This is a genomic window from Halioxenophilus sp. WMMB6, assembly GCF_033283405.1.
GTDB lineage: Bacteria > Pseudomonadota > Gammaproteobacteria > Pseudomonadales > Cellvibrionaceae > Halioxenophilus.
In genome coordinates, this window is the sequence record NZ_JAWMQR010000002.1 from 396,899 (window position 1) to 412,706 (window position 15,808).

Below are 15,808 nucleotides of genomic sequence, written 5' to 3' on the forward strand. Positions count from 1 at the left end.
TGAATAAATGATTAACGCCAGTCACCGGCCAGACTGTAGGCCGCCCAGTGGTAGGCGCTGGCACCGCTATCGGCGCCGGTGGCTGGCATCATCTGCCGCACCGCACTGCGCCAGGCCTCGGCCCGGGACTTCCCGGCCAGGAGCCACTGCTCGTAGAAAACAATGCAGAACTCAGCGGAGCTGCCTACCGCCACATTCCAGTGGCTGCTGAGCACACTGGCGGCCTTGGCCATCAGTAGGCTCCACTCCAAGCCCAGGGCATCGCCACCAACCCCCTCTTCCGCCAAACCGGAGACACAGGCCTGCAGCGAGATATGGGCCAGACGCAGATCGAGCGCCGGCCGGCCGTTGAGAATCTGCGCCGGCGACAGCAGGCCGCCACCCCCGAACTCATCGCCAACCCCCTCAGGCAGCTGCCCGGCGTTGGCCAGCAGCAGGCCGGAGTGGGCAAAGGCCGACTGACCGGAACCGGCCTTGGGGAAATAGCCATGGGTGGCAAAGTGGAGCAGCGCCGAGGCCAGCGGTTGTTGCTGCAGCGTGGCGATATCGGCGGCCGTGCCCCGCAGCGGCTTGCCGGGCAGGCCACTGTCGGCCAGCCACTCGGCCACCGCGCCCAGTTGGGCCACCTTACCGGGGTTGTTGGCCGCCTCCGAGGCCAGCGGCACCTGCACTGTCAGATAGTGGTCGGGCCGCCGGGGAGGTTGGGCGGCGAAACGCTGCATCAAGGCGGCACAGTGCACCCGCGAGAGAGAGAAGCGGTTGACGAAAGGCTCCCCCTCAAATTGCAGGTAGTGCAGCGGCAGCAGGTGCAGCAGGCCATCGGGGGAGTAACAGAAGTGGTCATCCAGCGCGATGGAACCGTTGGCCAGCAGCGGCTGCAACCAACCCACCAGCGGGCTCAAACGTTTGGCGATGTCGTCGGGCTGGCGCTTAAAGCCCAACTTTTTACCCCACTGGGAGGGATCGATCACGTTGCGATAGCGGCCAATCAACTCACTGCCCACCGGCAGGGTGGCGCTGTGAATCTGGCCGGTTTTGGTCACGCAGACGGCAAAGCAGTACTCCTCATCCAACAGATAGGTGAGGTAGTGGGCGCCGAGCTCCACCATCAGCTCCGGCAGCCACTGGCCGGCGTTCTCCAGCCCCAACAACTCATTGTCGCGTGCCGCCTCCAGCGCCAGGCTATCGGCCAGAGCCCGGCCCTTGGCCTCTTCGATAATATTGAGCAGCTCGATATGTTCGCCCTGTTCGGTGAGGCGGGCGGCCAGTTCGACATAGAGCAGCGGGTACATCTGGGTAATGCCGGCGCGCTTGAGCGGGTCACTGATTTGCAGCCGGCGCGCCGCCTGCCAGCGGCGAATTAACTGCAGCGCCTCAATGGCCTTGGCCAACATCTGCAGCCGCTTGTAGCAGACATAGAGCGGCCAGAGGGTATCGACGGCGGTCTCTTCCAAACCGGCTTCAATGGCCTGGGCGCGCACATTTTCCAAGCTCACCAGGTTAGTGCGCAGCGCCTTGGCCTCCCGCCCCTGCAGCGGGTCGGCCAAGACGGCAGAGACCCGTTGAATCTCGCCATTCAGGGCAATCTGCTGGCCGGCACCAGAGGCCATCCCCTCCATAAATTGCCCCATTTTTTGGTAGAGGCTATGACTTTTGGCGATGGCGTCACTGGCCGAGAGTGTATCCGGCTCGCTATCCACCTCACTGTTGAGCTGTCCCAATAGTGAGGCAAATTCCGGCGCCAGCCCCTGCAAACTGCCAATCACCGATTTCAGCGAGTCTTTGCGCTCTGCCGCCAGGCGCTGCTCCAAACTGCGCTGGTCTTTGCTTTCGGTGGCAGATTTAAGCCGGCTGTTAAGCCGCTCCGACAAGATCGTAAACAGATGGTGGTGCGCCCGGCCCGCCTGCTGCTGTTCGGCCAGCGAGCGGCTGGCCTCTTCCAACTCGCCCAGGGAGATTAACGCCTCGATGCGGGCAAAGATCAGATCGTCCTGCAGCTTCGGCTCGGTGTGATTGGCCTGCAACCAGGCCAGCGCCTGCTCGATCACCTGCAACTGCTCCCGGTAGCGGCCGGCGCGGTCGTAGGCGCGCTGGGCATCCAGGGCAAATTGGGCAACGCCAAAGGGGAAGGTATCGGCCACACCCGGGCCATAGCGGGCAAACGCCTGTTGGCACAGGGCCAGCCCCAGCGTCGCCAGGCCGATGGCCAACTGGGGCTCGCCACCGACGGAGTGATCCTGGGAGACCGAGCGCAGAGCGTAAACCCGGGAGTCCAACGGGCTGCCAGCGGCCAGCTGCACGGCGGTAGACTGGCTGGTGGAGGGCGGTAACTCGGCGATCAATTCTGAAAATTGCTGGCTATCGGCAGCAAAGGCCGCCGCCAGCCACTCTTCGATATCTATTTTCATAGCGAAGCTCTCAGCCGATGAGAGGTGAATGGCGTGCGGCCCGTTATAGCCCATGCACTCGCCAGGCTGAAAAGCTTTTTTGCAATTAGAAGCGGCGCGGGTTAGTCAAATAAACTTTATGGAATGGCTGCGCCGATAACGGAATCAACCGACAGAAAAAAGCTGGCGCGTGATTAATTATTCCAGATCCCAATCCTCATACTCGCCGGGTTGTATGTGGTGGGTGAAATTGGCCTGCTGCTCAACCGTCGTGCGAATGGCCTCCGGCACCTGCTCGAGAATTTCAATGATCTGCATACCGATCAGCTCACGCCCCTCCAGCGCCGCCACGCACATGGCCACATCCCGGTATTGCTGGGGCACCCAGGCCAGGGCCTGATAATTAGAAGTGACCGCGTTCAAGCAGATCTCATAACTGCGCAGCGGCTCGGGCACCCGAGCGAGACTGTCGGCAGAGAGTGACGCCTGCCACCCGCCTGGGCGGCCAACCACACCACCGCCGGCGCGCGCCAGGGATGCCAGGGCTAACGGCACCAGCTCATCGCTCCAGGCCGCGGCGGGCACGGCGCCCAGGTCATAACCCCGGGTCATGGCCAACCGACAGAGGTCGGCGTCGCGCAGGGCTTCAGGAATGCAATACAAAAGGCTGCCATCGGACGCAATCAGCCGCTGGGCAATCGCCGGCGTGTAATCGCCGTCCTGCAAGTAGTAGTGATGATTAACATCGAGCTCAATAGCCGTCGCCACCAGCGCCGCCGGCCAGGGCCTTGGCCAGTGCGACAGCTTCAGCTCGGTTAACAGCGGTTGATAAAACTCCGGCTGAAAAATAAGGTCATGGGGCAATAGCTTGACCAGTGCCGGCTGCTTAAGGCAGCGCGTCTGTAGGTTGGCCGGTTGCCGATAAGTCTCCGGTAACGCAGACCAGAGCTGACTGTCGACCAACAGCAGCGCATCGCAGAGGGCATCGTTTAAACGGGCCGGGGGAATATCGGCCAGGCCATAGTCACCGCGGCGTATCGCGGCGCACCATAAATTATCGGCGGCCGTGTGCAGAATGTCGGGCCCGGCCAGCAGTACCATGGCCGGTAAATTCTCGGTGAACTCGGCCACCTCAAAGGCGTTGCGACCATTGCGCGAGAGCACGCCGGTGTCGGCACCCTGGGCCAACAACTCGGCCACGCGTGCCTGGTCGCGTTTGATAATCGCTTGGTGTAAAGGGTTCATGGTTACTCCTGATGGGCGCTGCGATGACTCAGGGAATTACCCGGCAGATACGCGCCTTCTCTTCCAGTAATGCCTGTACCTCGAGCACAGTCGTTAACGCGGGATTGTTGCGGGCTTCCGTTTCGTTGGCAAATTGGGCCTTTAATTCGCCAACCCGCTCAGCCAGCGCCGCCAATACCCGGTGCAGATAGGGCTCGGTTTGCTCGTCTGTCCGCCAGGCCAATAACTGTTCGCACTCCAAGAGGAGCGCGCGGTCGAGCAGAGCCATGTCGCCGCTGCGTAAACGCACCACAGCGCCAACTTCGGCCTGCTGGCGCCACTCAGCCAACTGTTGATCCACCTGCCGGCGCAGGGTTTTCGCCACCAATGAACCAGGTGCAGCCGGCTTTGTTGCTTGCCGCCGGCGCGGTTTAACAATAAAGCTGATCAGCCCGGAGGCGACCATTGAGCTACCCAACAGGCCTACCAGCAGCAACAGCAGCGGGTAAAACAGGGGCAGGTGGTGGCCGGTGTGGAGGGGGATCATCAAGGTGTATAGCTTGGCGCTCAATGGGCGCTCGCTAAAACGGTCGGCGGCGATAATGCGGGCGCTGGCCGGTTCAATCAGTACGCGATTATTGGCGATACCCAACCAGTCACCCGGCGCCCAAAAATTCAATTCTATTTGGCTTGGCTCGCCACCGGCGCTGTTCGCTCCGCCCGTATTTTTGTGCTCAAACTTAACCGTGCGCAGCTCGGCTTCGGCCGGCATCAGTTGATAGGCCTGCTTGAGCCAGGCGGGCCAGCTGTTTTCCACTGCCAGAGCGGTGGCCAGTGGTGTGACATTGGCGTTAACACCCAACAGCGCCCGCGTCTGTTGGTAGAAGGCGATACCGCTGCCGGTCACAGCAAACAGCGCCATGGCGGTAATCACCACCACACCGGCGCTCATATGGCTTTGATAAAACAGCCGTCGTTCGGCCCGGCGCGGTACCAGGTTCTGCCAGCGAAACTGCCGCCGGCGCGGCCACCACAACCAGACACCCAACAGGCCGATGGTCAAGGCCAGCAGCGCCACCACCGCCACCAGCTGCGCGCCGTTAATGCCCAGTGGCCCGTTAAAGCCCAAATAGAAGGTGCGGTGCAGATAGAGCACAGCGCCAAACAGACCAGCGCCCGCCGCCTCGGCCAGGGTGCCCTGGTTGAGGTTATCAACCGCAAAGAGCCAGGATTGATTGCCCTGCACCAGACGATAAAAGGGGGCCTGCGCGGTTGGCAGTTGAATCTCATCCAGGGCAGATTTTTCGATGCCCGCCGTGGTGAGGCCAGTTGAGTTGAAAGCGGGGCTGGTCAGTTGCGTAAGAGCGGCGGCCTGCTCGGCCGGAGTCTGCGGCTGGTAGCGGTAGAGGCGGCTCAGCTGGTGGGCGTCTAAACGCTCGAGTAATTCATGCAGGGCATTAACCGCACCGGTGGCGAAGGTGATTATAAACAGGCAGCCCACACAAAAACCCAACCAGCGATGTATTTTACTCACCAGCCGCCGCATGCATTCACCTCCTAGTTACCATCTGCTCAAACGCTAACGGCTGGCCAGCCAATTTTGAAACGCCTTGGATTCCGCCAGCGCTTGGAACTCATCCACCGAACGCAACAGGTCAAGATCGAAGCGGTAGCTGAAATCTTTTTCTAAAATATCGAGCACCAGCACCGCCTCTTCAAAGCGATCAAACACGGTAAAGAGCCCCAACACCGATAAAAAGAGATCTTCATTAGCCGGTTGCTGGGAAATTAATTGAATCAGCAGTTTATCGTACTGTTTGCGCTCGCCCAGATTGAACAGCAGTTCAGCCTTTAGCAGTTGCTGTTCATAATCGCCGCCGGTGGCGATAGTTAACTGCTCCAGATAAGCCAACGCCTGCTGATAGTCAGCCTCGTAGTAGGCCTTATCCACGCGCAACAACAGATAGCGGTACTCGGCACCATGGCCAGTACCGCACTCATATTGGCAAAGTACTCCACCACACTCTCTCCGGGGGAGCTGCGCAGATAGTGGGACCGTACCTGTGGAGTGATTTTTACACATCGGGCAATTCAGCAATGGCCGGGCGGGTCCGACCGGCACCCTCAATAAAACTTTGCTGTAACAGCTTAACCAGCTCTATTAAGCGGTTGGCTTCGTAATCCTGGTAATCACCAGGCAGGGCGTGGATTTGTGAGTCGAGCAGCAGGTACTCAACATTTTGGCCCTGGGGCAGACCATGGCTCTTGCCCGGTGCCAGTGGCTTTACCCACTGGGGTAGTTGTGGCTCGGTATAAAAGGAGAACTGCCCGAAGTGGTGCTCTTCGGCGGCCAGCAACACCTGGGGAGATAACAGCAGGAGTAGTGCGCTAATCCTAAGCAATGCCGCTCGGGGCCCAAGCAATCTGCAAGGGAAACAGGCCATGGAAAATCCTTCAACCAACTGGGTATTCGCCCGGGGCGCTAGCAGCTTTCGTTTTTCCGCCAGCTCGCGCTGTGCGTTAATCACGCTCGAGCCAATGACGCTCGAACCGATAACGCCTCAGTTGTAACGCTTAAGTCATAACACTGGCATCATAACGACAGCCGGGCACGGCCCAAAACAGTACCGTGTTTTCCGGCCGCTCGCAATTTTCCCGGCTGCGGCCCCGCTCAGCTGGGGAGGGGGTGAAGCCTGACCGCTAGTAATAGCGCAGTTCACCCACCTTGCCCCAGAAGACGCGATAGGAGAAAGCGGTGTAGATCAGAATAATCGGTACCACCACCAGGGCTCCGGCCAGAATAAAGCGCAGCGACTCCGGCGCGCTGGCCGCCGCCATGGCGGTTAACTGGCCGGGAATCACATAGGGATAAAAACTGTAGGCCAAGCCACTGAAGCAGAGGAAGAAGACGGTGACCGCCACCACAAAGGGAATCCAACAACCGAAGTCCTGGTGGTGGGGCATGTGCGCCAGGTAGCGGTCCATAACAATAAACAGCCCGACGCAGACCAGCGGCAGAGGCATTAACAAAATCGCCGCTGGGAAACTAAACCAGCGCTGAAACACCTCGCTACTGACCAGCGGATTGACCAGCGATACCGCCAAGATGCCCAGCGCCGCCAACCAGGCCGCGCGGCGGGTGGCACGGGCCACCCAGGACTGCAGTTCAGCTTCGGTTTTCATCACCAGCCAGGCGCCGCCGATAAAGGCGTAGCTGGCGGTCACACACAGGCTGCTCAACAGGGCAAAGCCGTAGGCCTCGGGCGCCTGACTAAAACCCAAGACATAGCGGCCCAACATATAGCCCTGGGTAAGCGCCGTTAACAGCGAGCCCACTTTAAAGGCGCGATCCCACAACAGGCGGTGGCTGGTGATCGCTTTCGCGCGAAAATCAAACGCCACACCGCGCACAATTAAGCCAATTAACATGGTCGTCGCCGGCAGATAGAGCTCGCGCAAAATAACATTGTGCGCCGCCGGAAAGGCGATCAACAGCAGCCCCACCGCCAACACCAGCCAGGTTTCATTGGCATCCCAGAAGGGGCCGATGGAGGCGATCATCTGATCGCGCTGTTCCTGTCGGTTAGGCTTGGTGGGCAGCAGAATACCCACCCCCAGGTCGTAGCCGTCGAGTACGGCGTAGGCAAAAATGGCAATGCCGATTAAGCCCATAAAAATAGTCGGTAGCATGGCATCGCTGATCATGACAACACCTCGTTGGTTACAAATGGCGTGGGCTGGCCGGGCGGCACGGTGTCGGTTTCAAACTCCTCCACCGCCACCGAGCGCCGGGCCATTAAAAACAGGGTGTGCAGGTAGGCCACCAACAACACCGCATAGACCGTTAAATACATGGCCAGCGACAGACCGATATTGGCCGGGGCAATGGTCGTGACCGCATCGCGGGTGGTTAACACGCCACTCACCAGATAGGGCTGGCGGCCAATTTCGGTCACATACCAACCGGCCAGTGTTGCCAGCCAACCGGAAAAGGCAAACAGGGTCAGTGTGCGCAGGTAGAGCTTGGGCAGAGTGCGTTTGCGAATTAAATAGGCCGCCCCCCACCAGGCCACCGTCAACATGGCCACGCCCACACCCACCATAATGCGAAAGCCAAAAAAGAGCGGCGCCACCGGCGGCCGCTCGGCAAAATCATTCAGCCCTTTTAACTCGCCATTGGTGGAGTGGGTGAGAATCACGCTGGCCAGATTGGGAATGGCAATTTGCGCGTGGTTGGTTTTTTGTTGTTCATCCGGCCAGGCAAACAGCAGCAGTGGCACGCCGTTCTCGGACTCCCACACCGCTTCCATCGCCGCGATTTTTTGCGGCTGATGATGCAGGGTATTGAGGCCGTGCAGGTCACCCAAAAACATCTGCAAGGGGGCGAGCAGCGCGGCAAACAGAATCGCTGTTTTCAGTGCCAGGCGCGGTGCCTGTTTGTGATCGCCCTTTAACAGGCGGTAAGCCGAAACTCCGGCCACCAGAAAAGCGCTGGTTAAAAACGAGGCCATCACCATATGCGCCAGGCGATAGGGCATGGAGGGGTTAAAAATAATGGCCAGCCAATCGACCGGGTGGGCAACGCCATCGATCATTTCAAAACCGGCCGGGGTGTGCATCCAGGAGTTGAGCGCAATAATCCAGAAGGCCGACAGGCTGGTGCCCCCCGCCACCATTAAGGTGGCGGTGGTGTGCAGCCAGTTGGGCACCCGCTGCATACCAAACAGCATCACCCCCAGGAAGGTCGCCTCCAGAAAAAACGCGGTTAACACCTCGTAGCCCAACAGCGGGCCGGCGATATTACCCACCGTCGCCATAAAGCCCGGCCAGTTGGTGCCAAACTGAAACGACATGGTAATGCCGCTTACCACCCCCAGGGCAAAAGTGAGTGCAAAGATTTTTACCCAAAAGCGGTAGGCGCGCATCCACACCGGATTGTTGGAGAGATTGGAGCGCAATTTAAAATAAAACAGGAACCAGGCCAGGCCGATGGAGATGGAGGGGAATAAAATATGAAAACTGATGTTGGCGGCAAATTGGATGCGCGACAACTCCAAGGCATCTAACATTTTTTGTTACCTCATACGTAAAATTGTCCTCCTGCGGCCGAGCACAACCCTCCCCCATAAAACGGAGGATAAGCGGCCATTATTATTATCGAGAGAAGGATGAGCCCAATGGGCTCCGCACTAGCGTGAATAGAATTAAAACAACGTGGCGAAGCGCGACGATAAATCCACGGCGTTAGTCGCCATCGCCCTTCTTCAGGAGTCGATCTTTAAACTCCAGAACCTTGCCCACTCCGGCCCCCAGTTTCATCAGCGTTTGCAGCTTGTCGTGGTTTAACCGTTGCAGGTCACTCGACCAGTTGGCCACCAGCTCCAACAGGTCGTGAATCTCTTGCATGCGCCCCTGGGCGTAATTGGACTGCTCGTTGGCTTCGCTCTCCATCAACAGATCGCGCAGCAGCGACAGGGTTGGGTCTATCTCGCGCTTGCGCCGCTCCTCCAACACCCGCATGCCCATGGTCCAGATATCCCCCACCGCCGCGTAGTACTCCTTGCGGTCGCCCGGGGTGTGTACCGGTTTGATCAGGCGCCAGGATTGCAGCTCTTTCAACCCCATGCTGACATTGCCACGGGAGATGGAGAGCGCCGCCATCAGCTCGTCGGCACAGAGGGGGTTTTCGCTGATCACAATCAGCGCCAGCAGCTGGCCAACGGTGCGGTTAAACCCCCAGCGGGAACCCATCTCGCCAAAGTGCATAACAAAGGCCTGGGTATCGGGGCTCATCTTCATGGCGGTACCTTTCGGTTGCGGGTTTATTGCGGGCTTACTGCGGGCTAGGTGCGCTCAGGAAAGACTTCTAAACTTTCAGTAATTTTTGAAAGTTTAGAATAGAGACTTGAGCCAAGTCAAACGCTTTCAAGGAGGATGGCCGTCGGCGGCGCTATTGGTGAGTGCCCACTTACGCGAAGCTTGCCGGGGCTGCGGGTGGTGATAGTCATTGAGGCGGGAATCGATAGGCACCGGCAGCCAGGCCCAGCCTGCGCCGGTGGTGTTTAGCCCGAGTGGTCTCACCCCAAGCGCGCCAGAAGCCCACTGGCCACCCGCCGCCACGGGAGTACCGATTTGCAGGTCATGGGTATTGTGTAAAGCGGCGGCTATGTGGCTGTTATGGGTGCTGATCGCCGAGGCCAGCGGTTGAGCTGCCAGCCTCGGCGCAGGCTAAGCTTCCCGGTCTGTTCACTGCGCCGCCACCGAGGCTGCCGGTGCCAACAGCGCCTGCACCTGGCTCCAGGGCACCAGTTTCAGGTTTTGCCGGGTCTCGGGCATGCGATTGCGGCCATCCTGCACCACCAGCATCCCCTGGGACCAGATGCCGCCTAAATTGGCGGCCACCACTTCCAGGCCATCGGTTTCCGAGACCCCGTCGATGCCCTGCTGGTCAAAACCCTGGCCAGCCGCGGCGGCGATGCGGAATGCGCCTGCGGCCTGGTACGGTGCCTCGGCATTGACCACCACATAACTGTCATTGCCCTGGCTGGAGATCACCAGCTGACTGCTGCCATCGGCGTGGTGATAGAGCCCCAAGCCCTCGACATCATCGTGCAGCAAGCCACCGACCTTGATCACCGGCTGCAGTGCAAGCGGGGCATCAGGTTCGGCGGCCAGTACCCAAACACCAACGTCCTCTTCGCCGATAAACAGGCGCCGGTTGCGGTCATCCGCCACACAGCCCTCGGGCTGGCTCGACAACTGCCAGCGGCGTACCTCTGTGCCGGTAAAGTGGCTGGCATCAATCCGGTACTGTAGGTAGGTGCCGTCTTTGTCGTTGATAAAGGCGTAGAGGTGGTCTTCGTCCGGCTGATAGAGACAAAAACCGTAGACCTCGCTCAACCCAGTGGCGATGTCGGCCACGTGGGCAACCTGCCGAGTGGCAGCATCGATGGTGAACAGGCTGATGGCGTTCAGGTCGCGATGGCTGGCGGCGGCGATTGCCAGGGTGTGCGGCCCGGCCTTAACGCCGCTGCGCACATCCACGTTATTCAGGCGGCCGACATCCAGCAGTTGCCGCTGGTGGCCGTCCAGACCATAAACGCGCAGGCCGCGCTTTTTATCGGTGGCCAAGATCAGGGATTGCTGTGGCTGCGCGGGATTGATCCACACCGCCGGGTCATCCATGGCATCACCGAACTGGTCGGCGGTATCGGTTTCCACCGCCGGGCGCACCACCGGCAGCGGCGCAGGCGCACGGACCTCGGGCGCGGGCCAGGCGAATTGGGTTTGCCACCAGCGGCCGCTGTCGTCGTCACGCACCGTTAAGGCCAGGCCGCCGTCGGCTGTGGTGGCGTGCAGCTGTTGGCCGTCGGCGATTTCAGCCAGGGGCTTGGCCGGCCAGTGCTTCCAGCCCTGCGGCTGGCGCTGTAGCGGGTGCAGTTGCGCCGCTTTCGGGTCGATCAGCAGCAGGCCACCGGGCACCACCCGCATATTGCCCACCTCCCCCTCGATCTCGCCAAAGGGGGCGACCATGGCCACCGGCTGGCGCTGGCTGGGGGCTTCAGCGGCGGCGGGGAAACGCCACAAACCGACGGCCTCTTCATTGACAAACAGATCGCCAAAAGCGTCGTCCACCTGGCAAAAGCTGGCACTGGGCGGAATTGGCAGGCTGCGAACCAGGAGCGGCTCGGCCAGCAGCTGTTCGCCACTGCCCAACAGCCATTGGCCTCCGGCGCCCTGCTCACTCACCACAAACAGATAGTTGTCCGCGCTGGCATTGGCGTGGGCGGCTTGATAGAGGCAGGCATTGGACAGCGCGTACTCCTGTGTGGGCAGGGTCACCGCCTGGCCAAAGTGCTGGTCGCTGACCACCACCGCCAGCGCTCGTTGGGCCGTGTCGTCGACCGCCGCCACCAGCCAGCGTCCCGGGGCCAGTGGCCGCACGTCGAACTGCTCAAAGCTGCCGGCCAGCTGGTCCAGCACTTGCTGGTCGCCACTGCGCAACTCCAGCCCCTGGCCCGACACCGCCAGCAGGGTCAAACCGCTGCTGGCCAGCACCAGGCGATCCAGGCTAGCGGTGGCAACGGCACTCGGCTGCCAGGTTAATGCCTCATTCCCAGCCCCAGCCGTGGACTGCAGGTTGCCCCCACAAGCGTGGAGGCTGGCGCCGATGACTAGGGCAGCCACGGCTTTTATCGACAATATTCCGATGCGTAACTGCCCGGATTGATGGGTTCGCTTGCTGTTCATCATTACTCGCTAATTAACTACCTTTCGTCACGCCATCGCTGACGTCGACGGACCCTGCGTAAGCGGCGGGATTTTTACATTGAGACAAAGGTGATGCCCAGTTTGAACGACGGGCCATACTCCTCGTATTGGGTGTTGAAAGCCGACCGGCCGGTGTAGACGTAGTAGCTTTCGTCGGTGATGTTGTGGGCCTCAAAGTTGAGCCGCAATTGATCGGTGAGGTAGTAGTTGGCAGTCAAATCCACGTAGGTTTGGCTGTCGACAAACTCATCGTGTTGCGGGTCGTCGAAGGCCACCTCAGACAGCAAACTGGACTTGTAATTAGCCGACAGGCGCACGCTGAGTTTTTCGTTCTCCCAACCAATCATGGCATTGCCCACCTGATCGGACTGGAACGGCAGGTTGATGTCGCGCTGGTTGGCGCCACTGCCAATACGGGCATCGGAATGGGTGACGGTCAGGTTGGCACCCACCAGCAGGCCGTTCCAGGGCGCCGGCAGCTGCCCAAGTTGCTGTGACCAGGTCAACTCCAAACCGTAGAGGGTGGCGCTGTCGCCATTGGCGAAGGTCTCCGCCTCGCTGAAATCCAGCCACTCACCCTGGCCGGCCAGATCCGTCTGGTAGATAAAGTTACTGATGTCTTTGTAGAAGAAGAAGGCCGAGGCGATACCCGCCCGACCTAAATAGTGTTCGATACCCAGGTCAATATTGGACGACTCCAGCGGGTCCAGCTGTGGGTTGCCGAAGGCGGCTTCGTCATCGTCGATCACGAAGCCCGGCGCCAGTTGCTCAAACGATGGCCGCACCACAGTGTTGGTCCAGGCGGCGCGAAGTTGGGTGTTGTCGCCCAACTGGTAGCGCAGGTGGGCACCGGGCAGCCAGTGCTGGTAGTCGTTGTCGGCGCTCACCGACTGGTAGTCACCATCGGTTAAACCGGTGCCCTCGGCACTGAAGTCGGTGGCTTCAAAACGCAGGCCGACAATCACGCGCAGTGGGCCCTGGTCGAGGGTGTTCATCAGGTAGGCGGAGGTGATGTCCTCATCCATGACAAAGTCTTCGATGCGGGAATCTTCCTCGTTGTAAAACTCGTTTTTGTTGAGGCCGGCCAACAAGCTGCGTACGCCTGAGGCATTAATCGACGGGCCGAAATCACCCAGGCTGTAATCCACGCTGGAACCGGCGTAGCCGCTGAGCAGCAGTTGCTGGTCGCCAATGCCGTAATCGGAGAAGTCTTTGTATTTCCAGGCGTTGGCGTCGTTGTCCTTTTCCCGCTGGCTGAGTTTGGCGCCCAACTTAAGCTGCGCGGCCATGCCCGACCACACGTAGTCACGGGCCAGGTCGAGCTTGATGTTCTGTTCTGTATCACTGGTGTATTGCTGCTCCCACTTGACCTTGTCCAGGCTATAGGCGCCGGCATCGTAAAAGGCGGCAGCGGCGACGACCGTTGGCCTGCGGCTGTTGCCAAAGCTGACGTTGGTGAAGTCATCGTTGCTCGCGAACTCGGCACCGGCAATGTGCTCCGGTGTCTCTTCCGAGGATTCGCTGTAGCCTGCCTGAGCATTAAAAGTCCAGTTACCCAGTGCCCAGTCGCCACCAAGCACATAGGATTCAATCTTCTGGGTCTCTTCGCGGCTTTTCAGCTCGCGCCAGGCCTCGGCATCGGCACTGTCACCGGCGGCGACCGGATCGCTGAATTCCACCCCGGCGGCGTTGCGGGTTTCGGTATCGGTGAATTCGCTGTACAGGCTGTGCAGGAAGATACCGCCATTGCCGATCTTGTAGTCGAGGTTCAGCCCCAGGCCGGTACGCTCGCGGGTGATTTCGTAGTCCCGCATTTCGGTCTCTTCCAGGCGCGCACCCTGGTCAAAATCCCAGCCGCCACCGGTCTCCACGTTGTCCGAACCGAAGTCGCGCTGCTCCCAACTGAACGCCAGGGCGACCGCCAAATTGTCCTCTGCGCCGCCCAGGCTGAACTGGTCACTGACCGCACCGGAGAGCTTGCCGCTGTACTGCTCAGTGTTGTCGTCGTAGGTTTGGTCGCCGGAAAAGGTGTAAAAGCGGCCCTGGTGATCGAAGCCGGAGAGGCTCTCCACCTCGATGCTGCCGCCCAGAGAGTTGGCGTCCATATCCGGTGTCACGGCCTTCACCACCGACAGGGTCTCGACCAATTCCGACGGAATCACATCCAGGGCCACGGCGCGGGTGTCGCTGTTCGGCGAGGGGATGGTGGTGCCGTTGATCTGCACACTGTTGAGGTCCGGCGCCAGGCCGCGAACACTGACAAAACGGCCCTCGCCCTGGTCGCGCTCAATGGAGATGCCGGGCAGGCGCTGCACCGCTTCGGCAACATTCTCGTCGGGCAGCTGCGCCACGGCGTCAGAGCTGACCACGCTTTTAATGCTGTCGGCCATGCGCTGTTTGCGAATGGCGTTATCCAGGGCCGCGCCCTGGCCAATTACCAGTATCTCCTCAATGTTCGATTCCGGGATAGCCTCCTCGGCCATCAGTTGGGCGGAAGCCAGAGTCAGCAGTGGCACGCTGGCGGCGGTTAACCTAAGCAACAACTGCGAGTGGAAAGTCAGCATGGCTGCGCGAGGATTATTCATGATTGGGCCTTCCATAATCGGTGGTCGGGAAACGGTTGGCGCCCCGTGGATCGGCGGGCCGGATCTCTGAGGGGCGTAAGTTCTGGCTGCGGATGCTAGGAATGCAAAATGACAGTTCCGTGACAGCGCTTTCGCCGATGCCCGGCTGGCGGCGGTTGGCAACGCTTGAACCAGTCAAAGTGAGCCGATAGGACTCCCCGCGGCCATGGTTGTGCGGCCGGGAAGCACCGCCACCAGTGGCGGCAGGGCCATTTTTCAGGCGGGTGGGGTTTTAATTACCGGGTTTGGCTAGATTTTGAGTCGGCTTAGGTGAGCCGATTTGCCTCCCCTGGCTGTCACACAGTTGTCACACACTTCTGGTGAGCTGCGTTTCTCCTCGCGGCGCGCGCCGCCTGCCACCGGATAACAGACCGCTCATGCCCAGTTTTCTTCGCCTACATTTCACCAAACTCGCCTTGCTGTTGCTGCTCGCCAACGCGCTGCTGCTGCTCTATTTGGGCACCGGTGCCTGGAAGCCTCTGGCCGAGTGGAGTGGGATGGATATCGTCGGCGAGGGTGGCGCCGGCGTGCTGACCTTTGTCTGGCTCTGCCTGATTCTCAACAGCCGCCCCAGTGGCCGCATCACCACCTTGCTGACTCTGGGCTTGGGGTTGATGTTTATCGCCTGGTGGGCCGACACCCTGGATGAATTTATTCGCCTGCCGGAAGCGGTCAGCTGGGATCACTGGTTGGAATCCCTGCCGATGAGCCTGGGCATGTTGATACTCACCTACGGCCTCTACCACTGGCACCACGAGCAACTGGCCATCAGCGCCCAGCTGCAAAAACGCGAGCGCTTGTTTCGCGAACATCGCCATTTTGACCGGCTGACGCCGCTGGCGGATGCCAATTATTTGCGCCAGCAGATCGAACTGTGCCAACAAAGCGAAGGCCAGCAACCGATGACCTTAATCGCGCTGGACATCAACGACTTTGATGGCATTAACCAGCAGTTTGGCCACGCCGAAGGCGACCGGGTGTTGCTGGCGGTGAGCCAATTGCTGCTGCTCAGCCTGCGCAACGACGACCTGCTCTGCCGACTGGCCGGCGACCGCTTTGTCATTCTGTTGCCGCGCACCGGCGAAACCCAGGCCCGGGTGATGGCCGGCGAGTTGCAGCAGTCCATCGCCCACTTTGTCTACCGCAGCAGCTTGCAACAGCTGGGTGAGCGCGTTCACCTACAGGCGACCACCGCCGTGACCATGGCACGGGAGGAGAGCCCGGAGCAGTTGCTGGAACGCTTGCAACTGACCTTGTTGCGCGCTAAACAGCCGCTCGCGCTTAGGGCCTGACACCCGATGC

The 15,808-nt window shown here is 60.2% G+C and carries 11 protein-coding genes; 1 reads left to right on the forward strand and 10 read right to left on the reverse strand.

What is annotated here, in order from left to right; all coding sequences use genetic code 11:
* Positions 1-11 precede the first annotated feature (11 nt).
* From SBL51_RS07505 to SBL51_RS07550, 10 genes are all read right to left on the reverse strand, one after another.
* Entirely contained in the window at positions 12-2,408 is a 2,397-nt protein-coding gene (locus tag SBL51_RS07505) for a CHAT domain-containing protein (RefSeq protein ID WP_317930277.1), read from the reverse strand.
* Between the two features lie 177 nt (positions 2,409-2,585).
* A complete protein-coding gene (locus SBL51_RS07510; RefSeq protein WP_317930278.1) occupies positions 2,586-3,632 on the reverse strand; it encodes a hypothetical protein in 1,047 nt (348 codons plus the stop codon).
* A gap of 28 nt (positions 3,633-3,660) precedes the next feature.
* Entirely contained in the window at positions 3,661-5,157 is a 1,497-nt protein-coding gene (locus SBL51_RS07515; protein ID WP_317930279.1) for a PepSY-associated TM helix domain-containing protein, read from the reverse strand.
* A gap of 33 nt (positions 5,158-5,190) precedes the next feature.
* Positions 5,191-5,562, reverse strand: a complete 372-nt coding sequence (locus tag SBL51_RS07520) for a hypothetical protein (protein WP_317930280.1) — start codon at positions 5,560-5,562, stop codon at positions 5,191-5,193.
* A gap of 124 nt (positions 5,563-5,686) precedes the next feature.
* Complete coding sequence (locus SBL51_RS07525) at positions 5,687-6,013, reverse strand: hypothetical protein (RefSeq protein WP_317930281.1); 327 nt, start codon at positions 6,011-6,013, stop codon at positions 5,687-5,689.
* Between the two features lie 298 nt (positions 6,014-6,311).
* Positions 6,312-7,316, reverse strand: a complete 1,005-nt coding sequence (locus SBL51_RS07530) for a cytochrome d ubiquinol oxidase subunit II (protein WP_317930282.1) — start codon at positions 7,314-7,316, stop codon at positions 6,312-6,314.
* Positions 7,313-8,680, reverse strand: a complete 1,368-nt coding sequence (locus tag SBL51_RS07535) for a cytochrome ubiquinol oxidase subunit I (RefSeq protein ID WP_317930283.1) — start codon at positions 8,678-8,680, stop codon at positions 7,313-7,315. The genes SBL51_RS07530 and SBL51_RS07535 overlap by 4 nt, the downstream gene beginning before the upstream one ends.
* A 175-nt stretch (positions 8,681-8,855) precedes the next feature.
* Positions 8,856-9,410, reverse strand: a complete 555-nt coding sequence (locus SBL51_RS07540; protein ID WP_317930284.1) for a GbsR/MarR family transcriptional regulator — start codon at positions 9,408-9,410, stop codon at positions 8,856-8,858.
* 447 nt (positions 9,411-9,857) lie between these two features.
* On the reverse strand, positions 9,858-11,861 hold the full coding sequence (locus SBL51_RS07545) for a phytase (RefSeq protein WP_317930285.1): 2,004 nt from the start codon (positions 11,859-11,861) through the stop codon (positions 9,858-9,860).
* A 74-nt stretch (positions 11,862-11,935) separates the two neighbouring features.
* Complete coding sequence (locus SBL51_RS07550) at positions 11,936-14,467, reverse strand: TonB-dependent receptor (protein ID WP_317930286.1); 2,532 nt, start codon at positions 14,465-14,467, stop codon at positions 11,936-11,938.
* Between the two features lie 416 nt (positions 14,468-14,883).
* Here SBL51_RS07550 and SBL51_RS07555 point away from each other — a divergent pair, with 416 nt between their 5' ends.
* Positions 14,884-15,798 carry a GGDEF domain-containing protein gene (locus SBL51_RS07555; RefSeq protein WP_317930287.1) on the forward strand — a complete coding sequence of 305 codons (915 nt, stop codon included), beginning with the start codon at positions 14,884-14,886 and terminating at the stop codon, positions 15,796-15,798.
* Positions 15,799-15,808: the final 10 nt, after the last annotated feature.

Bases quoted from the DNA above. Each gene is read 5' to 3' on its own strand.
- SBL51_RS07505 (WP_317930277.1), bottom strand. From the start codon at position 2,408: ATGAAAATAGATATCGAAGAGTGGCTGGCGGCGGCCTTTGCTGCCGAT.
- SBL51_RS07510 (WP_317930278.1), bottom strand. From the start codon at position 3,632: ATGAACCCTTTACACCAAGCGATTATCAAACGCGACCAGGCACGCGTG.
- SBL51_RS07515 (WP_317930279.1), bottom strand. From the start codon at position 5,157: ATGCGGCGGCTGGTGAGTAAAATACATCGCTGGTTGGGTTTTTGTGTG.
- SBL51_RS07530 (WP_317930282.1), bottom strand. From the start codon at position 7,316: ATGATCAGCGATGCCATGCTACCGACTATTTTTATGGGCTTAATCGGC.
- SBL51_RS07535 (WP_317930283.1), bottom strand. From the start codon at position 8,680: ATGTTAGATGCCTTGGAGTTGTCGCGCATCCAATTTGCCGCCAACATC.
- SBL51_RS07540 (WP_317930284.1), bottom strand. From the start codon at position 9,410: ATGAAGATGAGCCCCGATACCCAGGCCTTTGTTATGCACTTTGGCGAG.
- SBL51_RS07545 (WP_317930285.1), bottom strand. From the start codon at position 11,861: ATGAACAGCAAGCGAACCCATCAATCCGGGCAGTTACGCATCGGAATA.
- SBL51_RS07550 (WP_317930286.1), bottom strand. From the start codon at position 14,467: ATGAATAATCCTCGCGCAGCCATGCTGACTTTCCACTCGCAGTTGTTG.
- SBL51_RS07555 (WP_317930287.1), top strand. From the start codon at position 14,884: ATGCCCAGTTTTCTTCGCCTACATTTCACCAAACTCGCCTTGCTGTTG.